The organism is Microbacterium sp. LWH11-1.2 (genome assembly GCF_038397745.1).
GTDB lineage: Bacteria > Actinomycetota > Actinomycetes > Actinomycetales > Microbacteriaceae > Microbacterium.
Window position 1 is genome coordinate 2443917 of the sequence record NZ_CP151636.1, and the last position, 19314, is coordinate 2463230.

The 19314-nt window shown below is 69.4% G+C and carries 16 protein-coding genes and 1 tRNA gene; 11 read left to right on the plus strand and 6 right to left on the minus strand.

The window, feature by feature from the left end; translation table 11 throughout:
* Positions 1 to 88: 88 nt before the first annotated feature.
* The 3 genes from MRBLWH11_RS11785 (at position 89) to MRBLWH11_RS11795 (ending at position 2798) form a co-directional block, all read left to right on the plus strand.
* Positions 89 to 1000 (plus strand): MetQ/NlpA family ABC transporter substrate-binding protein, encoded by a 912-nt coding sequence (locus tag MRBLWH11_RS11785; RefSeq protein WP_116636446.1) that lies wholly within the window; start codon positions 89 to 91, stop codon positions 998 to 1000.
* A 95-nt stretch (positions 1001 to 1095) separates the two neighbouring features.
* Positions 1096 to 2139, plus strand: a complete 1044-nt coding sequence (locus MRBLWH11_RS11790) for a methionine ABC transporter ATP-binding protein (protein ID WP_116636445.1) — start codon at positions 1096 to 1098, stop codon at positions 2137 to 2139.
* Entirely contained in the window at positions 2139 to 2798 is a 660-nt protein-coding gene (locus MRBLWH11_RS11795; protein WP_341945015.1) for an ABC transporter permease subunit, read from the plus strand. Before MRBLWH11_RS11790 ends, MRBLWH11_RS11795 begins: the two co-directional genes overlap by 1 nt.
* Here the strand turns inward: MRBLWH11_RS11795 and MRBLWH11_RS11800 are convergent.
* Genes MRBLWH11_RS11800 through MRBLWH11_RS11810 form a run of 3 tightly spaced genes read right to left on the minus strand, consistent with a single transcriptional unit; the run spans position 2785 to position 4742 of the window.
* Entirely contained in the window at positions 2785 to 3708 is a 924-nt protein-coding gene (locus MRBLWH11_RS11800) for a pseudouridine synthase (protein ID WP_341945016.1), read from the minus strand. The genes MRBLWH11_RS11795 and MRBLWH11_RS11800 overlap by 14 nt on opposite strands.
* A 37-nt stretch (positions 3709 to 3745) precedes the next feature.
* On the minus strand, positions 3746 to 4240 hold the full coding sequence (locus MRBLWH11_RS11805) for a MarR family transcriptional regulator (protein ID WP_116636441.1): 495 nt from the start codon (positions 4238 to 4240) through the stop codon (positions 3746 to 3748).
* Positions 4241 to 4247: 7 nt separating this feature from the next.
* Positions 4248 to 4742: a GNAT family N-acetyltransferase gene (locus tag MRBLWH11_RS11810; RefSeq protein ID WP_116636440.1), complete on the minus strand. Its 495-nt coding sequence runs from the start codon at positions 4740 to 4742 to the stop codon at positions 4248 to 4250.
* A gap of 110 nt (positions 4743 to 4852) precedes the next feature.
* On the opposite strand from MRBLWH11_RS11810, the gene MRBLWH11_RS11815 reads away from it, so the two are divergent.
* The 6 genes from MRBLWH11_RS11815 (at position 4853) to MRBLWH11_RS11840 (ending at position 10458) form a co-directional block, all read left to right on the plus strand.
* Positions 4853 to 4924, plus strand: a tRNA-Gln gene (locus tag MRBLWH11_RS11815).
* A 1-nt stretch (position 4925) separates the two neighbouring features.
* Positions 4926 to 6353 (plus strand): bifunctional UDP-N-acetylglucosamine diphosphorylase/glucosamine-1-phosphate N-acetyltransferase GlmU, encoded by a 1428-nt coding sequence (gene glmU / locus MRBLWH11_RS11820; RefSeq protein ID WP_116636439.1) that lies wholly within the window; start codon positions 4926 to 4928, stop codon positions 6351 to 6353.
* Positions 6354 to 6359: 6 nt separating this feature from the next.
* Positions 6360 to 7394, plus strand: a complete 1035-nt coding sequence (locus MRBLWH11_RS11825; protein ID WP_116636438.1) for a ribose-phosphate diphosphokinase — start codon at positions 6360 to 6362, stop codon at positions 7392 to 7394.
* A gap of 92 nt (positions 7395 to 7486) precedes the next feature.
* Positions 7487 to 7963, plus strand: a complete 477-nt coding sequence (locus MRBLWH11_RS11830; protein WP_116636437.1) for an FMN-binding protein — start codon at positions 7487 to 7489, stop codon at positions 7961 to 7963.
* Between the two features lie 17 nt (positions 7964 to 7980).
* Positions 7981 to 8868 (plus strand): FAD:protein FMN transferase, encoded by an 888-nt coding sequence (locus tag MRBLWH11_RS11835; RefSeq protein WP_341945017.1) that lies wholly within the window; start codon positions 7981 to 7983, stop codon positions 8866 to 8868.
* 15 nt (positions 8869 to 8883) lie between these two features.
* On the plus strand, positions 8884 to 10458 hold the full coding sequence (locus tag MRBLWH11_RS11840; protein WP_116636435.1) for an FAD-dependent oxidoreductase: 1575 nt from the start codon (positions 8884 to 8886) through the stop codon (positions 10456 to 10458).
* Between the two features lie 94 nt (positions 10459 to 10552).
* Here the strand turns inward: MRBLWH11_RS11840 and MRBLWH11_RS11845 are convergent, their stop codons facing one another.
* Together MRBLWH11_RS11845 and MRBLWH11_RS11850 are read right to left on the minus strand one after the other, a co-directional pair.
* Positions 10553 to 12019 carry an ATP-binding protein gene (locus tag MRBLWH11_RS11845; RefSeq protein WP_341945018.1) on the minus strand — a complete coding sequence of 489 codons (1467 nt, stop codon included), beginning with the start codon at positions 12017 to 12019 and terminating at the stop codon, positions 10553 to 10555.
* Positions 12020 to 12066: 47 nt separating this feature from the next.
* Positions 12067 to 12795: a response regulator transcription factor gene (locus tag MRBLWH11_RS11850; protein WP_116636434.1), complete on the minus strand. Its 729-nt coding sequence runs from the start codon at positions 12793 to 12795 to the stop codon at positions 12067 to 12069.
* 93 nt (positions 12796 to 12888) lie between these two features.
* Here MRBLWH11_RS11850 and MRBLWH11_RS11855 point away from each other — a divergent pair, with 93 nt between their 5' ends.
* Positions 12889 to 14139, plus strand: coding sequence for an FAD-binding oxidoreductase (locus MRBLWH11_RS11855; protein ID WP_341945019.1), 1251 nt, complete (start codon positions 12889 to 12891; stop codon positions 14137 to 14139).
* Between the two features lie 24 nt (positions 14140 to 14163).
* Here MRBLWH11_RS11855 and MRBLWH11_RS11860 read toward each other — a convergent pair whose 3' ends face one another.
* On the minus strand, positions 14164 to 15129 hold the full coding sequence (locus MRBLWH11_RS11860) for an acetylxylan esterase (protein ID WP_341945020.1): 966 nt from the start codon (positions 15127 to 15129) through the stop codon (positions 14164 to 14166).
* A 124-nt stretch (positions 15130 to 15253) separates the two neighbouring features.
* Between MRBLWH11_RS11860 and MRBLWH11_RS11865 the strand changes: the two genes are divergently transcribed.
* The gene (locus tag MRBLWH11_RS11865) at positions 15254 to 19264 is read left to right on the plus strand and encodes a hypothetical protein (RefSeq protein WP_341945021.1); all 4011 of its coding nucleotides are present in this window, start codon (positions 15254 to 15256) and stop codon (positions 19262 to 19264) included.
* Positions 19265 to 19314: the final 50 nt, after the last annotated feature.

A 19314-nucleotide genomic window follows, 5' to 3' on the forward strand; every position in this document is an offset into this window, starting at 1 on the left:
CGCTGTGACGTCGTGTGACGGTCGATTCCGCGTGCGCGCACGAGCCTGCCTAACGTATTCGAGTCCCCCCACGAGAGGAACCCTTCCCATGTCACGTCGCACCACCTCCGTCATCGCCGCGCTCGCCGCGGTCCCGCTCTTCGTCGCGCTCGCCGGTTGCGCCACCGCGTCGTCCGACGCCGGCTCCGACGGCGGTGGATCCACCGAGAACGAGGTCGTCAAGGTCGGCATCGTCGGCAAGGGCGACGCGCAGTGGGAGCCCTTCGTCGAGGCCGCCGCCGAAGAGGGCATCACCGTCGAGCTCGTCGACTTCGGCAGCTACGAGCAGCCGAACCCTGCACTCACGGAGGGCGAGGTCGACCTCAACCAGTTCCAGCACATCGTGTACCTCGCCGAGTACAACGAGGCGTCGGGCTCGGATCTCACTCCGATCGGCTCGACCGCGATCTACCCCCTGGGTCTGTACTCCACGAAGTACGACGACGTGAAGGACATCCAGAAGGGCGAGACCGTCGCCGTTCCGGACGACGCCTCCAACCAGGCGCGCTCGCTCAACGTCCTCCAGCAGGCGGGTCTCGTCGAGCTCAAGAGCGGCGGCACGCCGTACTCCGACCTCGCCGACGTCGACACCGAGAAGTCCAAGGTGCAGGTCAAGGCCCTCGAAGCCGCACTCACCCCGACCTCGCTCCCGGACGTCGCCGCAGCGATCATCAACAACGACTTCGTGAAGGATGCCGGTCTGACGTTCGAGGACGCGCTGGCCACCGACGACATCGAAGACCCGAACGCGTTGCCGTACGTGAACATCTTCGCCGCGCGCGCCGAAGACGCCGACAACGAGACGTACCTCAAGCTCGTCGAGATCTTCCAGACCGACGAGGCCGTGCAGAAGGGCCTCGCGGAGTCGTCGGGAGGCACGGCCCTGTCGCTGCAGACGCCGGTCAAGGACCTCGTGGACTCGCTGAAGAAGGTCCAGAAGGAAGCTGCAGAGAACAAGTGAGCACGGGCGGGAGCGATCCCGCCTGATGCGAGAATCGGGTGACGCCGTGTGCGTCACCCGATTCTCATTTCCCGAGAACCAGACCGGAGAAGCACATGCCGATCGTGAGCCTGACCAATGTCTCGAAGGCCTACCCTTCGCGGAACCCCGGAGACGGCGAGATCGTCGCGGTCGACGACGTCACCCTCGAGATCGAGAAGGGCGACGTCTTCGGCATCATCGGATACTCCGGAGCCGGCAAGTCGACGCTCGTGCGCCTGATCAACGCGCTGGAGCCGGCGACCGCCGGCAGCATCCTCGTCGACGGCGTCGACATCACCGCGCTCAAGGAGAGCGAGCTCCGGCGCATCCGCGGCGGCATCGGCATGATCTTCCAGCAGTTCAACCTCTTCTCCTCGCGCAGCGTCAAGGCGAACATCGCCTATCCGCTCACGCTCGCCGGGTGGAAGAAGGCCGACATCGAGGCCCGAGTCACCGAGCTGCTCTCGTTCGTCGGCCTGTCCGACAAGGCCAAGGCCTACCCGGAGCAGCTCTCCGGTGGCCAGAAGCAGCGCGTCGGCATCGCCCGCGCTCTCGCGACGGGTCCTGCGATCCTCCTCGCCGATGAGGCGACCAGCGCGCTCGACCCGCAGACGACCCACGAGGTGCTCGACCTGCTCCAGCGCGTGAACAAGGAGCAGGGCGTGACGATCGTCGTCATCACGCACGAGATGGACGTCATCCAGACCATCGCCACGAAGGTCGCCGTGATGGAGCGCGGCCGGGTCATCGAGCAGGGTGACGTGTTCGACGTGTTCTCGGCCCCGCAGAACCCGGCATCGCAGCGCTTCGTCGGCACCGTCGTCAAGGGCGTGCCGTCGCCGTCGGAACTCGCGGTGCTTCGCGAGCGTCATCAGGGCCGCATCGTCACCTTCTCATTCCGCGACGGGGACTCGTCGCAGGCGCAGGTGTTCCTCGACCTCGCGAACGCGGGCCTGGACTTCGAGCTCGTGTTCGGCGGCATCAACGACATCCGCGGTCGCGCCTTCGGTCATCTCACGCTCGCGATCCGGGGAGAGAGCGCGGCGATCGACGGCGCGCTGGCGTCGATCGGCGACCGTGTCGAAGTCACCGAGATCGCCGGAGAGGAGGCACGCTGATGGATCGTCTGATCGAACTCGGGCCGGAGTTCTGGCAAGCAGCCCTCGAGACCCTGTACATGACGTCGTTCGCGCTCGTGCTGGGTGGCGTGCTGGGCCTCGTGATCGGCATCATCCTCTACGTGACCCGGCCGGGCGGACTCGTGCAGAACGCGTTCGTCTCGACGATCGCGAACCTCGCCGTCAACTTCTTCCGTCCGATCCCGTTCGTGATCTTCATGGCTGTGGCGCAGCCGTTCGCTCGCGCGGTGGTCGGCGTCGGCATCGGCACCACGGCCGGCGCCTTCATCATCGGTCTCGCCGCGGCCTTCGCGATCGGCCGCATCGTCGAGCAGCACCTGGTCTCGGTCTCGCCCGGTGTCATCGAAGCCGCACGATCGATGGGCGCCGGCCCCTGGCGCATCCTCTTCACGGTCGCGATCCCCGAGTCGCTCGGGCCGCTCATCCTCGGCTACACGTTCATCGTCGTGGCGCTCATCGACATGACCGCGATGGCCGGCCTCATCGGCGGCGGCGGTCTCGGCGCCTTCGCCCAGATCTACGGCTTCCGGCAGTTCGAACCGGTCGTGATGTGGGCAGCGATCGTGCTGATCGTCGTGTTCGTGCACTTCGTGCAGCTGCTCGGCACGAAGCTCGCGCGCCGGATCATGCGGCGCTGACGGGCGCCTCGGCCAACGTCCGCCGGGTGGTGAAGACGCGGTCCTCGCCGCTCAGAGGATCGACGAACCGCAGTTCGCGCGCGAGCAGCTGCAGCGGCCGGGCGTAGTCGTCCGGCCCGTCCTCGAGCAGCTCCGGGTAGAACCGGTCGTTCAGGATGCCGAGACCGATGGCCGCGAGATGCACGCGCAGCTGATGCATCTTGCCGCTGTGCGGGCGCAGCAGCGTGTGCACGACGCGGTCGTCGGCGTCGATCACCTCGATGAGAGTCTCGGCATTCGGTTCGCGCTCGTCGTCGACCTCGACGCGCACCTGGGCGCGAAGCTTCTCGATGTGGTTGCGATACACCAACGGGAAGCGGGTCGCGTCCCACCCATCCGGACGCGCCGACACGGCCTCGTAGACCTTCTGCACCTGCCGCTTCTCGAACAGCAGCTGGTAGGCGCCGCGCGTGGCCGGGCGCACCGCGAACATCAGCAGTCCTGCCGTCGCACGGTCCAGGCGGTGGATCGGCGCGAGGTCGGGATTCCCGAGGCGGTTGCGCAGCCGCACCAGGGCGGAGTTCTGGAGGAACTTCCCGCCCGGAGTCGTCGGCAGGAAGTGCGGCTTGTCGACGACCACGAGGTGATCGTCCTGGTGCAGGATCTCCTCGGTGAACGGGATCGTCTGCTCCGCCGGGGGCTCGCGGTAGTACCAGACGAACTCCTCGGAGCCGAGAGGGGCGTCGCGCGCCACCGCCGACCCGTCGCTCGCCACGATGTCGCCCTTGTCGAAGCGCTGCAGCAGCACGTCGGGGTCGAGATGGAAGAAGCGCTCCACCATGTAGGCCGACACGGTCGGCCAGGGTCCGCGCAGCGGCACATGGAGCCGTGTCGCGCCCACGCCGTCGCGCATGGGGAGAGGAGAGGGCATGCCCATCAGTCGGATGCCCTCCCGCGTCGGAGCGCCCTCATGAGTCGAAGCTGAGGCTCAGCTTGCGCAGCAGACCGGCCAGGCGTTCGCGGTCGCTCCGCGAGAGCGCCTGCAGGAGATCGGCCTCGACGTCGACGAGACGCGTGATCGCGGCATCCACTCTCGTGCGGCCGTCTTCGGTGAGAGTGACGAGCACGCTCCGGCCATCACCGGGATCGGCCTCCCGGCGCACCAGTCGACGGGCGACGAGTCGGTCGATGCGGTTCGTCATGGTGCCGCTCGACACCAGCGTCTGCTGCAGGAGCTGCTTGGGGGACAGCTGGAACGGAGCGCCCGCGCGACGCAGAGCCGAGAGCACGTCCCACTCCCACGGCTCGAGGTCGCTGCGGCGGAACACGTCACGGCGGGCGCGGTCGAGGTGCCGAGAAAGGCGGTCCATCCGCGACAGCACTTCGAGAGGGGAGAAGTCGAGGTCGGGGCGCTGCGTGTTCCACGCACCGACGATCCGATCGACCTCATCCTCTTCGCTCATCCGCTCATTATCCCGTGCGAACCTCCGGTGCGGATGCCGTGGGCAGGGCGAGCGTCATGAACGTGCTCAGCGGATCGGGGCGGTAGCGGCCGAACGGCGGGCACTCGACGAAGCCGGCACGCGCGTAGAGCGTGCGGGCCGGGAGGAAGAACTCCATGCTGCCGGTCTCCAGCGAGATCCGGCGGATGCCGCGAGCTGTGGCATCCGCGAGCAGGAAGGCGAGCATGGCCCGCCCGAGGCCCTTGCCGCGCATGTCCGGATCCGTGCGCATCGACTTGAGCTCCTCGTGCCCGTCGTCGAGCGCGGCGAGTGCGCCGGTGGCGACCGGCCGCCCGTCATCGAACGACGCGAAGAGGCGCACGCCGGGGACGAGGAGGCGGTCGAAAGGCAGCGCGTGCCGGCTCTCCGCCGGTGCCGTGTCGGCCATGTCGGCGTGGTGCGATTCGAGGAAGGCGGCGAGAGCCGGGGTCGCGGTCTCGACGCGCGCGATGACGATGCTCATCCCGTCAGCATCCCAAAGGCGTGTTTCGCTCGGATGACGGGGTGCACGTCAGCGGAGGATGAGCCGGGGCATGGCAGACTTGACAGGCGGCGTCCTCGCGGACGGCGCGGTCCGCCGTGGTGTAATGGCAGCACGACAGCCTTTGGAGCTGTGAGGTCTAGGTTCGAGTCCTGGCGGCGGAGCATGACAGGTAACCTCGCGATCATCATCCTCGCCGCAGGCCAGGGCACGCGCATGAAGTCACGCCTCCCCAAGGTGCTGCATCCCATCGGCGGCCGCCCGCTGGTCGGACACGTGCTGACCACGGCGGCGCGGCTCGAGGCGCAGCACATCGAGGTCGTCGTGCGTCATGAGCGCGACCAGGTGGTCGCGGCCCTCACCGCCGACTACCCCGACGCCGTCTTCATCGACCAGGACGACGTCCCCGGCACCGGCCGTGCGGTGCAGGTCGCGATCGACGCCCTGCCCGGCGACTTCGACGGCGACGTGCTCGTGCTCTCCGGCGACGTGCCGCTGCTCGAGGTCGAGACCCTGCGCGGACTCATCGACGGGCACCGTGCCGCCGCCGCGGCAGCCACGCTGCTCAGCGCGCGTCTCGACGACCCCACCGGCTACGGTCGTGTGATCCGCGACGACGCGGGCACCGTGCAGCGCATCGTCGAGCAGAAGGACGCGACGGCCGACGAGGCAGCCGTGACCGAGATCAACGCCGGCGTCTACGTCTTCCGGGCACCCGCGCTGCGCACCTACCTCGCGCAGGTCGGCCAGGACAACGCCCAGGGCGAGATGTACCTCACCACCGTGATCGAGCTGCTCCGCGCCGCCGATCAGCGCGTCGCGGCCGAGATCGCCGCCGATACGGCCTCGACCTTCGGCATCAACGACCGCATCCAGCTCGCCGAAGCGGGCCGCGTGCTCAACGACCGGATCGTGCGCCGCTGGCAGCGCGAAGGCGTCACCGTGATCGACCCGGCGACCACCTGGATCGACGACGACGCGAACCTCTCGTCCGATGTCACGATCCTCCCGAACACCCACATCCTGCGCGCCACCGCCATCGCCCCCGGTGCGATCATCGGCCCGGACACCACGCTCGTCGACTGCGAGGTGGGGGAGAACGCGATCGTCCGCCGCACCGATGCCACGCTCGCCGTGATCGGAGCCGAAGCCACGGTCGGGCCGTTCTCGTTCCTGCGTCCCGGCACGGTGCTCGGCGCCAAGGGAAAGATCGGCGCGTACGTCGAGACCAAGAACGCCGAGATCGGCGAGGGCAGCAAGGTGCCGCACCTCTCCTATGTGGGCGACGCGACGATCGGGCGCGGGGTCAACCTCGGCGCGAGCACGATCACCGCCAACTACGACGACGTGAACAAGCACCGCACCGAGATCGGCGACGAGGTGCACACCGGGTCTCACACCGTGCTCGTCGCGCCCGTTAGGCTGGGAGCAGGTGCGAAGACCGCCGCAGGCGCCGTCGTCCGCAAGGATGTCCCCGCCGGCGCGCTGGCCATGAGCGTCGCCCCTCAGCGCAACATCGAGGGATGGGTCGAGAAGAACAGAGCAGGCACGGGTGCGGCGGATGCTGCATCCCGCGAGAATTCGGCGGAATAGGCGGACATGGCGCGCAAGAAGAAGATCGTCGATCTGGATCGCGACAACGGCGTGGCCCCCGGCCTCGTCGCGAAGACCAAGAAGCGCCTGGTCATCGCCGGCGGGCGTTCGCATCCGGCGCTGACCGCGGCTGTCGCGGAGGCGCTCGGCACCGAGATCGCGCCGACGGAGCACCGCACGTTCGCGTCCGGCGAGATCTACGCCCGCTTCGAGGTGTCGATCCGCGGCTGCGACCTCTTCCTCTTCCAGACGTTCGGCGAGCCGGTCAACGAGTGGCTCATGGAGACGCTCATCATGATCGACGCCGCCAAGCGCGCGTCGGCCAAGCGCATCACGGTCGTCGCGCCCTACTATCCGTATTCGCGCCAGGACAAGAAGGGCCGCGGTCGCGAGCCGATCAGCGCCCGACTCGTCGCCGACCTGCTCAAGACCGCCGGCGCCGACCGCGTGATGAGCGTCGACCTGCACGCCGCGCAGATCCAGGGCTTCTTCGACGGCCCCGTCGACCACCTGTTCGCGAAGCCGGTGCTGCTCGATCACTTCGAGCGCACGCTCAGCCCCGAGGACCGCGAGATCCTCACGGTGGTGTCGCCGGACATGGGCCGCGTGCGCGTGGCCGACACCTGGTCGGACAGCCTCGGCGCCCCGCTGGCCATCATCCACAAGCGCCGCGACCCGAAGGTGGCGAACCAGGTCTCCGTGCACGAGATCGTCGGAACCGTCGACGGACGCACCTGCCTGCTGGTCGACGACATGATCGACACCGGCGGCACGATCGTCAAGGCGGCGCAGGCCCTGAAGGCGGCCGGTGCGCACCGCGTCATCGTCGCGGCCACGCACGCGATCTTCAGCGACCCGGCGCACGAGCGTCTGCAGGATGCCTCGATCGACGAGGTCGTCGTCACCGACACGATCCCGCTCACCGAGTCGCGCCGCTGGGACCGGCTGACGATCCTGCCGATCGCCCCGCTGCTCGCCCGCGCGGTGCACGAGGTCTTCGAGGACGGCTCGGTCACGAGCATGTTCGGCGGCGACGCATAACACATCGGATCGGCACAGCCCGCGCATAGCCGGAGTGCCTACGGTCGATTCAGCGGCATACAGTCGCCAGACACCGAGCCGGGAGGACCAGCATGATCCGCACGACCGTACCGACCTCTGTCCACAAGGGAGCCGCCCTCATCGGCGTCGCAGGACTCCTCGTCCTCGCCGGCTGCTCCAGCACCCCTGAAGCCACCGAACCGTCGAACAGCGCTGACACCGGCACCGACAGCGGGTCGACCGCAGCGCCCAGCGGCGGCGACACCGCAGGCGCCTACACCGACGGCACCTACACCGCCGAGGGCTCGTACCAGACGCCCGAGACGGTCGAGAAGATCTCCGTGACGCTGACGCTCACCGACGGCGTCGTGTCCGACGTCGAGGTGACGGGTGATCCGCAGGCCCCGGAGACCGAGCAGTACCAGGGCCAGTTCATCGACGGCATCGCCGAGGTCGTCGAAGGCAAGTCCATCGACGAGCTGGACGTCAGCCGCGTCGCCGGTTCCTCGCTCACCAGCGGCGGCTTCAACGACGCCGTCGAGTCGATCAAGGAGCAGGCGGCCGCCTAGGCGCCGGCGGCCTCGTCATGGCGACCTGGCGCTTCGACGCGATCGGCACCCGCTGGGAGATCGAGACGGCTGCCGACCTCGACGAGAGCGATCGCGCGGCCGTCACCGACGAGATCGCGCGCTTCGATCGCGAGTGGTCGCGGTTCCGCACCGACTCCGACGTCGCCCGACTCGGTCGGGAGGGCGGCAGGCTCGTGTCGGCCGACGCCGGGGTGATGCTCGACGCGTACCGCGACCTCTCCGCCGCGACCGATGGCGCGGTGAACCCCCTCGTGGCGGACAGCCTCGTCGCCCTCGGGTACGACGCGGAGTACTCGCTCGTCGCGGGGGAGCCGGTACGCGCCCCCGCGACCTGGGACGAGCGCGTGTCGTGGACGGATGCCGCCGCGACGGCATCCGCTCCGTCGCTGATCGACGTGGGCGCGCTCGGCAAGGGGCGACTGGTGGACCTGATCATGGCCGTCCTCGCGGACGCGCCGGGCGACCTCGTGGTCGACGCCGGAGGTGACATGCGCGTGCGGGGCGGCGCCGTCCGCGTCGGGCTCGAGCATCCCTACGACCCGACCAAGGCCATCGGCGTCGTCGAGGTGCGGGACCAGGCGCTGTGCGCATCCGCCGTCAACCGACGAGCCTGGGGCGACGGCCTGCATCACGTGCTCGACGCGCGCACCGGCATCCCCGTCCGCACCTGGGCCGCGACCTGGGCCCTCGCACCCGACGCGATGAGAGCGGATGCTGTCGCGACCGCGCTCTTCTTCGACGGCGGCCCCGCACTCGCCGAACGCTGGGGCGTCGAATGGGTGCGGATGACGACCGACGGCCGGGTCCAGCGGTCGCCGGGATGCCCGGCGGAGATCTTCGTCGCCGGGGGCGGGCACGGAGTGCGCCCCGCACATCAGAACTAGGGAAGAGTGGAACACGTGATCACGTCTCTCGCCGCCGCACGTCAACGAGTCCTCGCCGTCCTCGGCTCGCTGTCGATGTATCGCCTCGTGCTCTTCGCCCTCGTGGCCCTCGCCGCCGTCGCCTTCGTGCTGTCGCTGCTCGGCGTGATCGTGTCGCCGACGCCGTGGGAGCTCCTCGCCTCGTTCCTCGTGCTCGCGGTCGTGATCTCCGTCGTGGATGCCGCGGCGCAGCGCATCCTCCGCCTGCCGTGGCGCATCGAGTCGTCGCTGGTCACCGCGCTGATCCTCCTCTTCGTCCTGCGTCCGGGCCTGGAGCCGGCGTCGCTGATCGGGCTGGCGCTCGCCGGCGCGCTGGCCAGCCTGTCGAAGTACCTGATCGCGTGGCGCGGGCGACACATCCTCAACCCCGCCGCCTTCGGTGCGGCCGTCGTCTCGATCCTGGGCGCCTTCGGCGCGTTCGAGTGGCTCGGCACCTCGTCGTCGTGGTGGATCGGGACGCCGTCGATGGCCCTCCCGGTCGCGGTTCTCGGCCTCGCGGTGCTCTGGCGCACCGAGAAGGTGCGGGTCGTGCTGGTCTTCCTCCTGGTCGCGGTGAGCGTGTCGATCGTGCGGCAGGCCGTGCAGGCGCAGCAGTTCGACATCGGCTTCGACTTCGTGACGGCGCTGCAGTTCGCGGTGCTCCAGTCTCCGTTCCTGTTCCTCGGCGCGTTCATGGTCTCGGAGCCGCTGACACTCCCGCCGCGTCGCCGTCAGCAGTTCGCCGTAGCCGCGGTGGTCGGTGTCCTCGCCGGATGGCCGATCTCCGTCGCCGGGCTCTTCACGCTCGGCCAGGAGCGTGCGCTGCTGATCGGGAACCTGGTGGCCTTCGCCTTCGCGTTGCGCGGTTCCGTCCGACTGGTGCTGGAGCGGCGGGAGTTCGTCACGCCGACCGCGCAGGAGCTGACGTTCCGCGCCAAGGGCAAGGTGAAGTTCCTGCCCGGTCAGTATCTCGAGCTCGATGTGCCGCATCACCGGCCCGATGCCCGTGGAACGCGGCGGGAGTTCAGCATCGTCTCGGCTCCGGCTGATCTGCCGACGCTGCGCATCGCCTACAAGAACGGCGATCAGAAGCATCCGTCCAGCTACAAGCGCGCGCTCGCCGAGGCTGCACCGGGCGCGACGCTGGCCGTCACCGGCACCTGGGGGGACTTCATCCTGCCCCGCGGCGACGCGCCGGTGCTCATGGTGGCCGCCGGCATCGGCGTCACGCCCTTCGTATCACAGCTGCGTCAGCTGCAGGCATCGGGGCAGCATCGCGACGTGGTGCTGGTGTACGTGGCATCCGAGGCGAGCGAACTCGCGTTCCGCGACGAGCTGGCTGCGACGGGGGTGCGCACCGTGGTCTTCACGCGCGACGAGCCCGCCGACCTGCCCGCGCACTGGACGTGGGCGCAGGGTGCCAGACTCGACGCCGACACTCTGGAGCGGGCGGTCCAGGACATCGGGGCCCGTCACGCGTTCATCTCGGGACCTCCTCGGCTCATCGCCGATCTCGCGCCCGCGCTGCAAAAGGCCCACAGCCTCACGACCGACGCCTTCGCCGGGTACTGAGCCCGGCACCCAGGATCCGTCCGTACCGCTGTGCGGCGGTACAGATGTCGGGAGATCTCCCGACGGGTGTGCTGTGCGGATGCCCGGTGATGAGTCAGTCGGACTCGGGGGTCGCCGCCGGCGTGATCGGCAGGCGCACGGTGAAGGTCGTGTCGCCGGGCGTGCTGGCCGCGGTGATCGAGCCGCCGTGGCCGTCGACGATCGCCTTCACGATCGCGAGGCCGAGCCCTGTGCCGCCGGTCTGCCGCGCCCGGGACGTGTCGCCGCGGGCGAAGCGGGCGAACAGCTCCTCGCGGAGCGCGGGGTCGATGCCGGGGCCGTCGTCGTGCACGCTCAGCACGGCATCTCCGCCCTCGCGCCCGACCCGGAGGGTGATCGTGGTGCCCGCTGGCGTGTGCGTCCGCGCGTTCGCGAGCAGGTTCGCCACGACCTGGTGCATCCGGCCGGCGTCGCCGACGATCGTGACGGGCTCGTCGGGCACGTCGATGACCCAATGATGGTCGGCCGCGGTCGCTCGCGCGTCCGAAAGCCCCTCGAGGGCCAGCTGGGTCAGGTCGACCGTGCCGTACACGAGCTCGCGCCCCTCGTCGAGCCGTGCGAGCAACAGCAGGTCCTCGACGAGCCGCGTCATTCGCAGTGACTGCGCCTGGATGCGCTCGAGCGACGAGGTCGTGCTCTCGATCGCATCCGGTCCGTCCGCTCCCGCCGGCGCCTGACGAAGGGCGCGCAGCGACAGCTCGGAGTAGCCGCGGATCGACGCGAGAGGGGTGCGCAGCTCATGGCTGGCGTCGGCGACGAACCGCCGCATCTGCTCCTCGTTCTTCTGGCGAGCCGCGAGCGAGGTGTTGACGTGATCGAGGAGCTTGTTGAGGGCGGCGCCGACGAGCCCCGTCTCGGTGCGCGGATCGGCCTCGGATGCCGGCACGCGCTCGGTGATGATGACCTCGCCCCGGTCCAACTGCTGGTTCGCCACCCTGGTGGCCGTCGACGCCACCGCACGGAGCGGTCGCAGGCTGACGCGGATGGTGATCGCCGTCGTCAGAGCGAGCAGGATGAGGCCGCCGATGGTCGCGAGCGCGATCACGGTGAGCAGCTGCGTGAGCTGGTTCTGGATGTCGTCGCGGGGGAGTCCGGTGACGACGACGACCCCCGTGTTCGCGGTCGTGACGGCGACCCGGTAGGACCCCAGATCGGTGAGGGAGACCGTCGAGAAGGGCCCTCCGCCCAGGCCCGCGTTGATCTCTCCGAGCTGCGCCGTCGTGAGCTCCTTCAGCGTGCCGTTGATCTCGTTCCCCGAGGAGTTCACGGTCACGCCGCTCGCGCCGGTCACCGGGCTCCAGACGGCGAACAGCAGTCCGGGGACGGGAACGGTCTTCCCCGCCAGCACGTTGCCGGCGGTGGCCTGGCTGGGAGGCTCGATCTCGACCCAGCGCGTGATCTGATGCGCATAGCTGGTCAGCTCGTCGTCGAGTTGATCCTCCAGCGTCCTGCCCAGGGTCGCACTGGTGATGATGGCGACGATGACGAGGATCAGCGACACGAATCCGATCACGGCGGTCATCAGCCGTGTCTGGAGGCTCATCGGACGCGGCGTCATCGTCGCACCGCTCACTGCGGGGCCTTGATCATGTAGCCCACGCCGCGGACGGTGTGCAGCAGGGGCGTGCGCCCCGCGTCGATCTTCTTGCGCAGATACGAGATGTACAGCTCGACGACGGATGACTTGCCCCCGAAGTCGTAGCTCCACACGCGGTCGAGGATCTGCGCCTTCGACAGCACGCGTCGCTCGTTGCGCATCAGGTAGCGGAGCAGCTCGAACTCGGTCGCCGTGAGGTCGATCTCGACCCCGTCGCGCGCCACCTCGTGGCTGTCCTCGTTGAGGGTGAGGTCGGCGACGCGCAGGATCGACTGCCCGTCGTCCGCCGTCGCGTGGCCGGTGCGGCGGATGATCGCGCGCAGGCGCGCAATGACCTCCTCCAGACTGAACGGCTTGGTGACGTAGTCGTCGCCCCCGGCGGTGAGACCGGCGACCCTGTCGCCCACGGCGTCCTTGGCGGTGAGGAAGAGCACCGGTACCAGACTGCCGGCCTCGCGGAGTCGGCGGAGCACGGCCATGCCGTCGAGGTCGGGCATCATGATGTCGAGCACGAGGGCATCGGGCTCGAACTCCCGTGCGACCTGGAGGGCCTCCATGCCCGAGGAGGCGGTGCGCACCTCCCACCCCTCCATGCGCAGTGCCATCGCGAGCAGGTCGGTGAGCATCTGCTCGTCGTCGACGGCGAGGATGCGGAGGGGTGAGCCGTCCGGACGGCGGAGGTCGGGCAGGTCGCTGGTCATGATCCCATTCTGCGGAATCTCCTATGTGATTTCTATGGAACTCGTTATGCGTTCCCTGGGAGCGGTGTCGGAGTGCCTGAGTATCGTGTCGGCATGGCTGACAGCATCGATGCTTCCGAACCCCGCGTCCTTCGTCCGTCGTCTGCCGAGGAGGTCGCCGAGATCGTCCTCCTGGCGACGCGAGAGGGCGTCCCGCTCACCGTCGTCGCCGGCGGCCACGGTCCGTGGTCGCATGGTCCGGCCGACGGCATCCGCCTCGAGCTCGGCGCGCTGTCGGGCATCGACGTCGACGGCACGACGGTCCGCATCGGCGGAGGAGCGGTGTGGGGCGACGTCGCGACGACGCTGGGAGCGCACGGTCTCGCCCTCAGCTCCGGCGACACGGCCAGCGTCGGCGTCGGGGGACTGACGCTCGGCGGGGGCATCGGATGGATGGTGCGGGCCTGGGGGCTGGCCGTCGACCAGCTCATCGGTGCACAGGTGGTCACCGCGGCCGGTGAGCTCGTGGAGACCTCGACCGACGTCCATCCCGAGCTGTTCTGGGCGCTGCGCGGGGGCGGGGGCAACTTCGGGGTGGTCACCAGGTTCGATTTCGCCGCGCATCCGCTCCCGGGCATCGTCTTCGCCGAGAACGTCGTCGACGGCGACCCCGCCGTCGTGCTGCGTGCCGCGCGCGACCTGCTCCGCGATGCGCCGCGCGAGTTGACCGTCACCTACATGGACGTGCCGCCGATGGATCCGAGCGCCCCGGCCGGAGCGCGACTCAGCGCGGTGTGGGCGGCGCCGGAGCCGGATCGGCTGCGTGCCGTCCTGGAGCCGATCTCCGCGATCGACGGAGTGCGGACCGAGATCACGTCGCCCGCCTATCGAGAGATCCTGCTCGAGATGCCCCAGCCCGAGGGGGAGGAGCAGGCGGAGCCGCCCGGGTTCATCGGCGGGAACGGCCTCTATGCCGATCTCGATGACGAGCTCATCGAGCGCCTCGTGGCGTTCCGCCGCGCGTATCCGGCATCCGTCGTCTTCCTGCGCTCGCTCGGCGGCGCCTTCGGTGATGTGCGGCAGCAGGACACGGCGTTCCCCGCGCGCTCGGCGACCTGGTTCGTCATGGCGGGAGCGTTCGACATCCCCGGCATGGTCGACGACGCGGTCCGCGACGCGGTCGTCGCGGATTGGGCGGCGCTCGAGACGGGGCGCCTCGCCGAATACGGCAACTTCGCCGACACCGAGCGTCCGCACGCGGTGCCCGGCATGTTCGACGCCGAGGCGCTCGCGCGGCTGCGCCAGGTCAAGGCCGCCTGGGACCCACGGAACCTCTTCCGCCGCAACCACAACATCCTCGTCTGAGGGCCGGTGTGCGGCCGAACCCGCTCACGCCAGGCGGTCGTCCGGGAGCGCGAGGAAGTCGATGCCGGCCTGCAGCGCGAGAGCGTCCGCGCGTGCCCCGTTCGGGCCGTCGAGGTGGCCGTTCGCCCGCACGCTCAGGCGTCTCGGTCCGGTCAGTGCGTGGTAGACCGCGAACTGACCGCGCGGATCGACAGCAGGGTCGAGCACTGCTGCGCTGACAAGCGCCGGGAGCCGGAGGCGTCGCGCCGCGATGGCCGCGTCGTAGTAGTCGAGGACAGGCCGGGCCTCGGGGTGGAGCCGCAGGTGCTGACGGACTGACTCGCCGCTGCCCGTGCATCGCCGCGTGAGACGGACGGCGTGGTCGCCGAAGCTCGGCACGTCGAGCACCGCACGGCGGAAGCGCCGATCCCAGGGGAGAGCCATCGCGCCGATTCCTCCGCCGAAGCTGCCGCCGCTGAAGTCGAGGGCTGGTCCCGCCGCAGGGGCGATGTCGAGCAGGACCGTCGCCGCACGCCAGATGTCGGCCGCCGCGAACCGATGCGAGTACGTGTCGCGATGCGCGATGCCGGCCAGCACGTGCGCGTCCGGGTCTGCCGGGAAGCGGCTCGGGGTCCGGGCGTGCGTCCCGGGAGCGCAGGGGAAGATCGCGGCGGTGTCCGCGGGTACGCGGTCGATGTCCGGCGCCGTGCGCCCCCCGTATCCGTGTCCGCCGACGAGGCCGCGCCGGATCGCCTTCTCGTCGTGCGGCACCATCATGTACGCGGTCGCCTGCTCGTCCGCCGAGGAGCGGAAACGGATCTCCACGACCCGATGCGTCGCAGTGGGCTCGTCCTCCGTGCTGACATCCCAGGCGACCGCACCCGCTCCGAACTCCTCGAAGGTGGACTCCCAGAACCGGTCGAAGTCCGCCGGCTCGGCCGGGGAAGTGCGGGGCGTCAGGAGCGCGCTCAGCGCGTACTCCGTGAGCTCCTCATGAGGGTCCTGATTCACCGCGGGCAGTCCTTTCCGGTGGATGTGCGCTGTCGAGGCTACCGGCGCGGCGCGCGGACGGCGGCCGCCGCGGCAGAGAGCAGCATCATTGACATGATCGCATAGTGATTGCAGTATGTGCATCATGGATTCAATATCTAACGCAGGAGCCGATGACGATTCCCTGCTGTGGAGCCGACGGACCGTGCTGCGGATGCTCGTGATCGCCGGTGTGCTCCCTCCGGTGATCGGCGCGCATCCCGGGATCGCATCGGCGGCGGCCACGGAGATCACGACGGTCGGCGGCGTCTATCCGGACGCACTGCGTCGGCTGGACAAGCCGAACCTCGCCTTCGCCCAGGTCGCGCAGCTGGAGGGCGAGAACCACCGGATGACGTTCTTCCAGGCCACCTGGGACGGCGGAGCCACCATCGTCCGAGACCTCGAGGTGAGACACGACGGAGGCTGGCTGCCGCTCACCGATCCCGAGCACCGCTTCGACGAGCAGTGGGTCGTCTTCGAGGGGACGCTGCCATCCGGGAGCGCACCGGAGCTCTACGGTCCCCTGGCTCCGAGCTGGCTGGGGTTCACCTCCTTCCAGGTGCTCGGCCCGCAGGCGATCGAGCTGTCCACCAGCACCGACGACGTCGACCTGGTCGTGCGCTGGCGGCTCGAAGGGGCCAATCCGGAGGCTCATCACGTGCTGACGGCCAAGACCGCCGGCGACTACATCGTCGGCTATCAGAGCCAGGACGCCAAGTCCCTCGACGAGATGGCCGAGGTGCTGTGCGGCTCCTACCAGCACGCGCTCTCGGTGCTGGACGGATCGGCACCGCTCGGTGCATGGGAGCTCTTCGCACCGATGGCTCTCACGCAGTACGCCGTCGGCGACCTCGCGGTCACTTCGGGCGTGTACCTGCCCGCCGAGGTGGCCGAGTTCGCACACGAGCGTCAGCTGATGTCGGATCGGCAGCCGTACGGGATGAGCCTGCGCAGCGACAGCCTCGACATCGTGCCCTGCATGTACTCGCCGCAGCCCGGGCTCCGCACGGTCATGGCGGTCGGAGAGCAGCGCGGCTTCGCGTTCGGCGTCGCTGCCCGCGTCGACACGCTCTACGGCACCTACGCGCACCTGTGCCGGAGCGAGTACGGTCTCGCCGCCTATCGGCAGAACGTCTACGACCGTTCGCTCACGGATGCCGTGCATGCGATGGCGGCGCTGATCGCCGTGGAGCCGGACGGCGACGACTCGGTCGACTACATCCCGTCGTTCTCGGGCTGGTGGAACCGGGCCAAGGGCTTCGTCGACGTGGAGAACGAGGATGCCGTGCGCGCGGCCGCCAGCGGCGTCGTGCTCGCCGCCCACTATCTGACCGGAACGGGCGACAGCACGCTCTACGACAGACGTGCGCGTCCCCTCATCGAGTACCAGCTCTCCCGGAAGGGCATCGGGCACTCGCCCGTCATCGGCAGTCCGGTGTACAACGACACGACGCAGTACCGGATCGGCAGGATACCGACGGATGCCGTGAACCTCACGTCCCTGTATCAGCTCACGCACGGTCGCAACGCGGGGATCCAGCGTCTCGCGCTGCAGGCCACCAAGGCCGGCGTCGTCGGTCAGAGCCGTGCCCCCTTCTCGAACGCGCTGGCGACGTATCGGGCGACGGACGATCCGGCCTATCTGGCCGAGGCGACGCTGATCGCCCGGCGCTACGTGCAGGAGCAGATCCTCACGCCGTATCGTGGCAACGGCCAGCCGCCCGGCGGGTTCGCCTACAGCTTCTCGAAGTACTGGGTCGACCTTCTCGAGATGTTCGAGGCGACGGGGGAGGCGGAGTTCCTCGCAGGCGCCTATCGCGAGGTGCAGCGATTCATCACGCAGACGGCGGTCCGCCCTGTGCCCGATCAGACGGTCACCGTTCCCGAGGGGCACATCATCACCCAGCAGTACGACTGGGAGTCGCGCAGCTCGCTGCCGTCCTATCCCACCACCGACGTCCCGACCGAGACGGTGCCGGCCTGGTACGTCTCGCCCTCGGGTCTCACGTTCGAGGCGCTGTCCTCGTTCAAGCTCGGGGTCAGCACGCTGACGGACCCCGGCGGCGGCTACGTGTTCAACCCCTGCTGGGCGGGCGCGCTCCTGCGGCTGGCGCATCACACCGGCGACGCGCTGCTGGCCGACGTGGCGCACAACATGGTCATCGGCCGATTCGCCACGTATCCCGGCTACTACGGTCGCCAGTTCCAGGTGGCCCACATGAAGCCGGACTTCGCCACGAGCGGTCCGGTGGGGATCACCGGGTACTACTTCCATCACGCGCCCGCCCAGCTCGGCCTCGCGATGGACTATCTGATCAGCGAGAGCTTCTACCGGAGCGGGGGCAGCATCGATTTCCCGCACGTGTTCGAGGCGGACTTCGCCTACTTCAAGTTCTTCGCCTACGGCCACGCTCCCGGCACGTTCTTCGGCGAGGACGGTGTCTGGCCGTACTTCCCTGCGGGGCTGATCGCGCTCGACAACCCGCTGGTCAACTGGATCGCCGGCGTCGGCAACGACTCGCTCTACATCAGTCTCACCAACTCGGCGGGTACCGACCAGCAGGTCGTCGTCGATCTCGCCACTGAACTGACCGGCGCGCACCGCGCGGCGGCGCTTCCCGTCGAGGTCATCGCCGCCGACGGAAGCCGTTCGAACCGGGCGGCGCGAAGAGGGCAGATCGCCGTGACCGTGCCTGCTCGCGGACTCGTCGCCCTCGTGGTGCGGACCCTCGCCGTGCAGCGGCCCGCTCTGCCATCCGATGACATCGTCGACCACGGAGCCGACAGCTTCCATGAGGTGGACGCGGATCCCGCCACCGAGTACGGCATCGCGCGAGGTCTGCTGCTGGTGCGTCCTGGCGGTCAGGGATACGACGCCTACGTGCAGATCGATACCGAGCAGCCGGCGACCCTGTCCTACCGGATCGGCGACGGGGCAGCACAGCAGGCTCCGGCGAAGGAGTTCCCCTACGAGTGGACCATCGGCGTCGACGACATCGAGCAGACGTTCCGCTACACGATCTCGTTCGGCGGCGCGACGACGGAGGAGGTCACGCTCCGCCTCCCGGCGAGGATCACCGGCGCCAACCCCGGAGTGGCGGGAGACGTGGTCGCCCAGGCGAGCGGAACCGCCGGCGACCGGGTGCCGCTCACGATCGAGGTGCGGAACGCGACCGACGATCCGGTCACCGGCGATGTGGCCGTGACGCTGCCGAGCGGCTGGCAGCTCGAGGGCGCCGTGCCCGCGATCACCGTGCCGGCAGAGGGCGTCGCGCGCGTGGAGGCGGCGGCCGTCATCGCCGCCTCCGCCGCCCTCGGCGAGGTGAAGGTCACGGCGAAGCTGTCGATCGCCGGCGAGGACCCCGTGACGCTCCGCCCTGCCACGATCGAGGTCATCGACCGACGCCGGCTGGTGTCGCTGACGACCGACACCGACATCATCAGCGGACCCGGCGCGGTGGTCCAGCTGACCGCGCTCGTCATCAACACCGGGGTGACGCCGATGCAGGGCACGCTCTCGCTGTACGGGACCTCCGGATGGAGCATCGGGCAACGGGACGCGGTCGTCACCGTGCCGCCGCGTTCCGATCTGACGCACACCTGGACCGTCACCGCCGGTTCGGGCATCGCGCCGGGGTCGTCGACCCGGTTCGAGGCGCGGCTCGATCAGAACCTGCGCCGCGGCGTGCTGGTCCGGGTCGCCGACGAAGGCGTGATCGCGCACACCCAGTCGCCCTGGCCCGGATACCTGGAGGCGGGCACGTGGTACCCGAGCGGCCTCTCCGGGTGGAACGGCACCAGGACGCGATACAGCGACTCCGACTCGGTGGGCAGCACGGTCACCTGGAACGTGTCCCTTCCGCAGGCCGGGCTCTATCGGGTGTCGGTCTGGTATCCCACGAATCCGACGACCACGACGTCGGCCGCCTACGTAGTCGAGCATCAGGGCGGGAGCTCGGAGGTCATCGTCGATCAGACGCAGGGCGCCGCGGCCTGGCGCTCGCTGGGCACGTTCCGATACGACGCGGGCGCGACGGGAGTGGTGCGGCTCGAAGTCCGCAACACCAGCATCCACCGGGTCAGCGCCGCGCAGTTCGTCCGCGTCGGGGACTGACGCGGAACGGGTGGGTGGGGCCAGAGTGAAGACTCCGGCCCCACCCACCC

Coding starts and splice junctions, on each gene's coding strand:
- MRBLWH11_RS11825 (WP_116636438.1), top strand. CDS start 6,360: ATGGCGCGCAAGAAGAAGATCGTCGATCTGGATCGCGACAACGGCGTG.
- glmU (WP_116636439.1), top strand. CDS start 4,926: ATGACAGGTAACCTCGCGATCATCATCCTCGCCGCAGGCCAGGGCACG.
- MRBLWH11_RS11835 (WP_341945017.1), top strand. CDS start 7,981: ATGGCGACCTGGCGCTTCGACGCGATCGGCACCCGCTGGGAGATCGAG.
- MRBLWH11_RS11850 (WP_116636434.1), bottom strand. CDS start 12,795: ATGACCAGCGACCTGCCCGACCTCCGCCGTCCGGACGGCTCACCCCTC.
- MRBLWH11_RS11800 (WP_341945016.1), bottom strand. CDS start 3,708: ATGCCCTCTCCTCTCCCCATGCGCGACGGCGTGGGCGCGACACGGCTC.
- MRBLWH11_RS11790 (WP_116636445.1), top strand. CDS start 1,096: ATGCCGATCGTGAGCCTGACCAATGTCTCGAAGGCCTACCCTTCGCGG.
- MRBLWH11_RS11805 (WP_116636441.1), bottom strand. CDS start 4,240: ATGAGCGAAGAGGATGAGGTCGATCGGATCGTCGGTGCGTGGAACACG.
- MRBLWH11_RS11855 (WP_341945019.1), top strand. CDS start 12,889: ATGGCTGACAGCATCGATGCTTCCGAACCCCGCGTCCTTCGTCCGTCG.
- MRBLWH11_RS11845 (WP_341945018.1), bottom strand. CDS start 12,019: ATGACCGCCGTGATCGGATTCGTGTCGCTGATCCTCGTCATCGTCGCC.
- MRBLWH11_RS11865 (WP_341945021.1), top strand. CDS start 15,254: ATGGATTCAATATCTAACGCAGGAGCCGATGACGATTCCCTGCTGTGG.
- MRBLWH11_RS11785 (WP_116636446.1), top strand. CDS start 89: ATGTCACGTCGCACCACCTCCGTCATCGCCGCGCTCGCCGCGGTCCCG.
- MRBLWH11_RS11830 (WP_116636437.1), top strand. CDS start 7,487: ATGATCCGCACGACCGTACCGACCTCTGTCCACAAGGGAGCCGCCCTC.
- MRBLWH11_RS11810 (WP_116636440.1), bottom strand. CDS start 4,742: ATGAGCATCGTCATCGCGCGCGTCGAGACCGCGACCCCGGCTCTCGCC.
- MRBLWH11_RS11795 (WP_341945015.1), top strand. CDS start 2,139: ATGGATCGTCTGATCGAACTCGGGCCGGAGTTCTGGCAAGCAGCCCTC.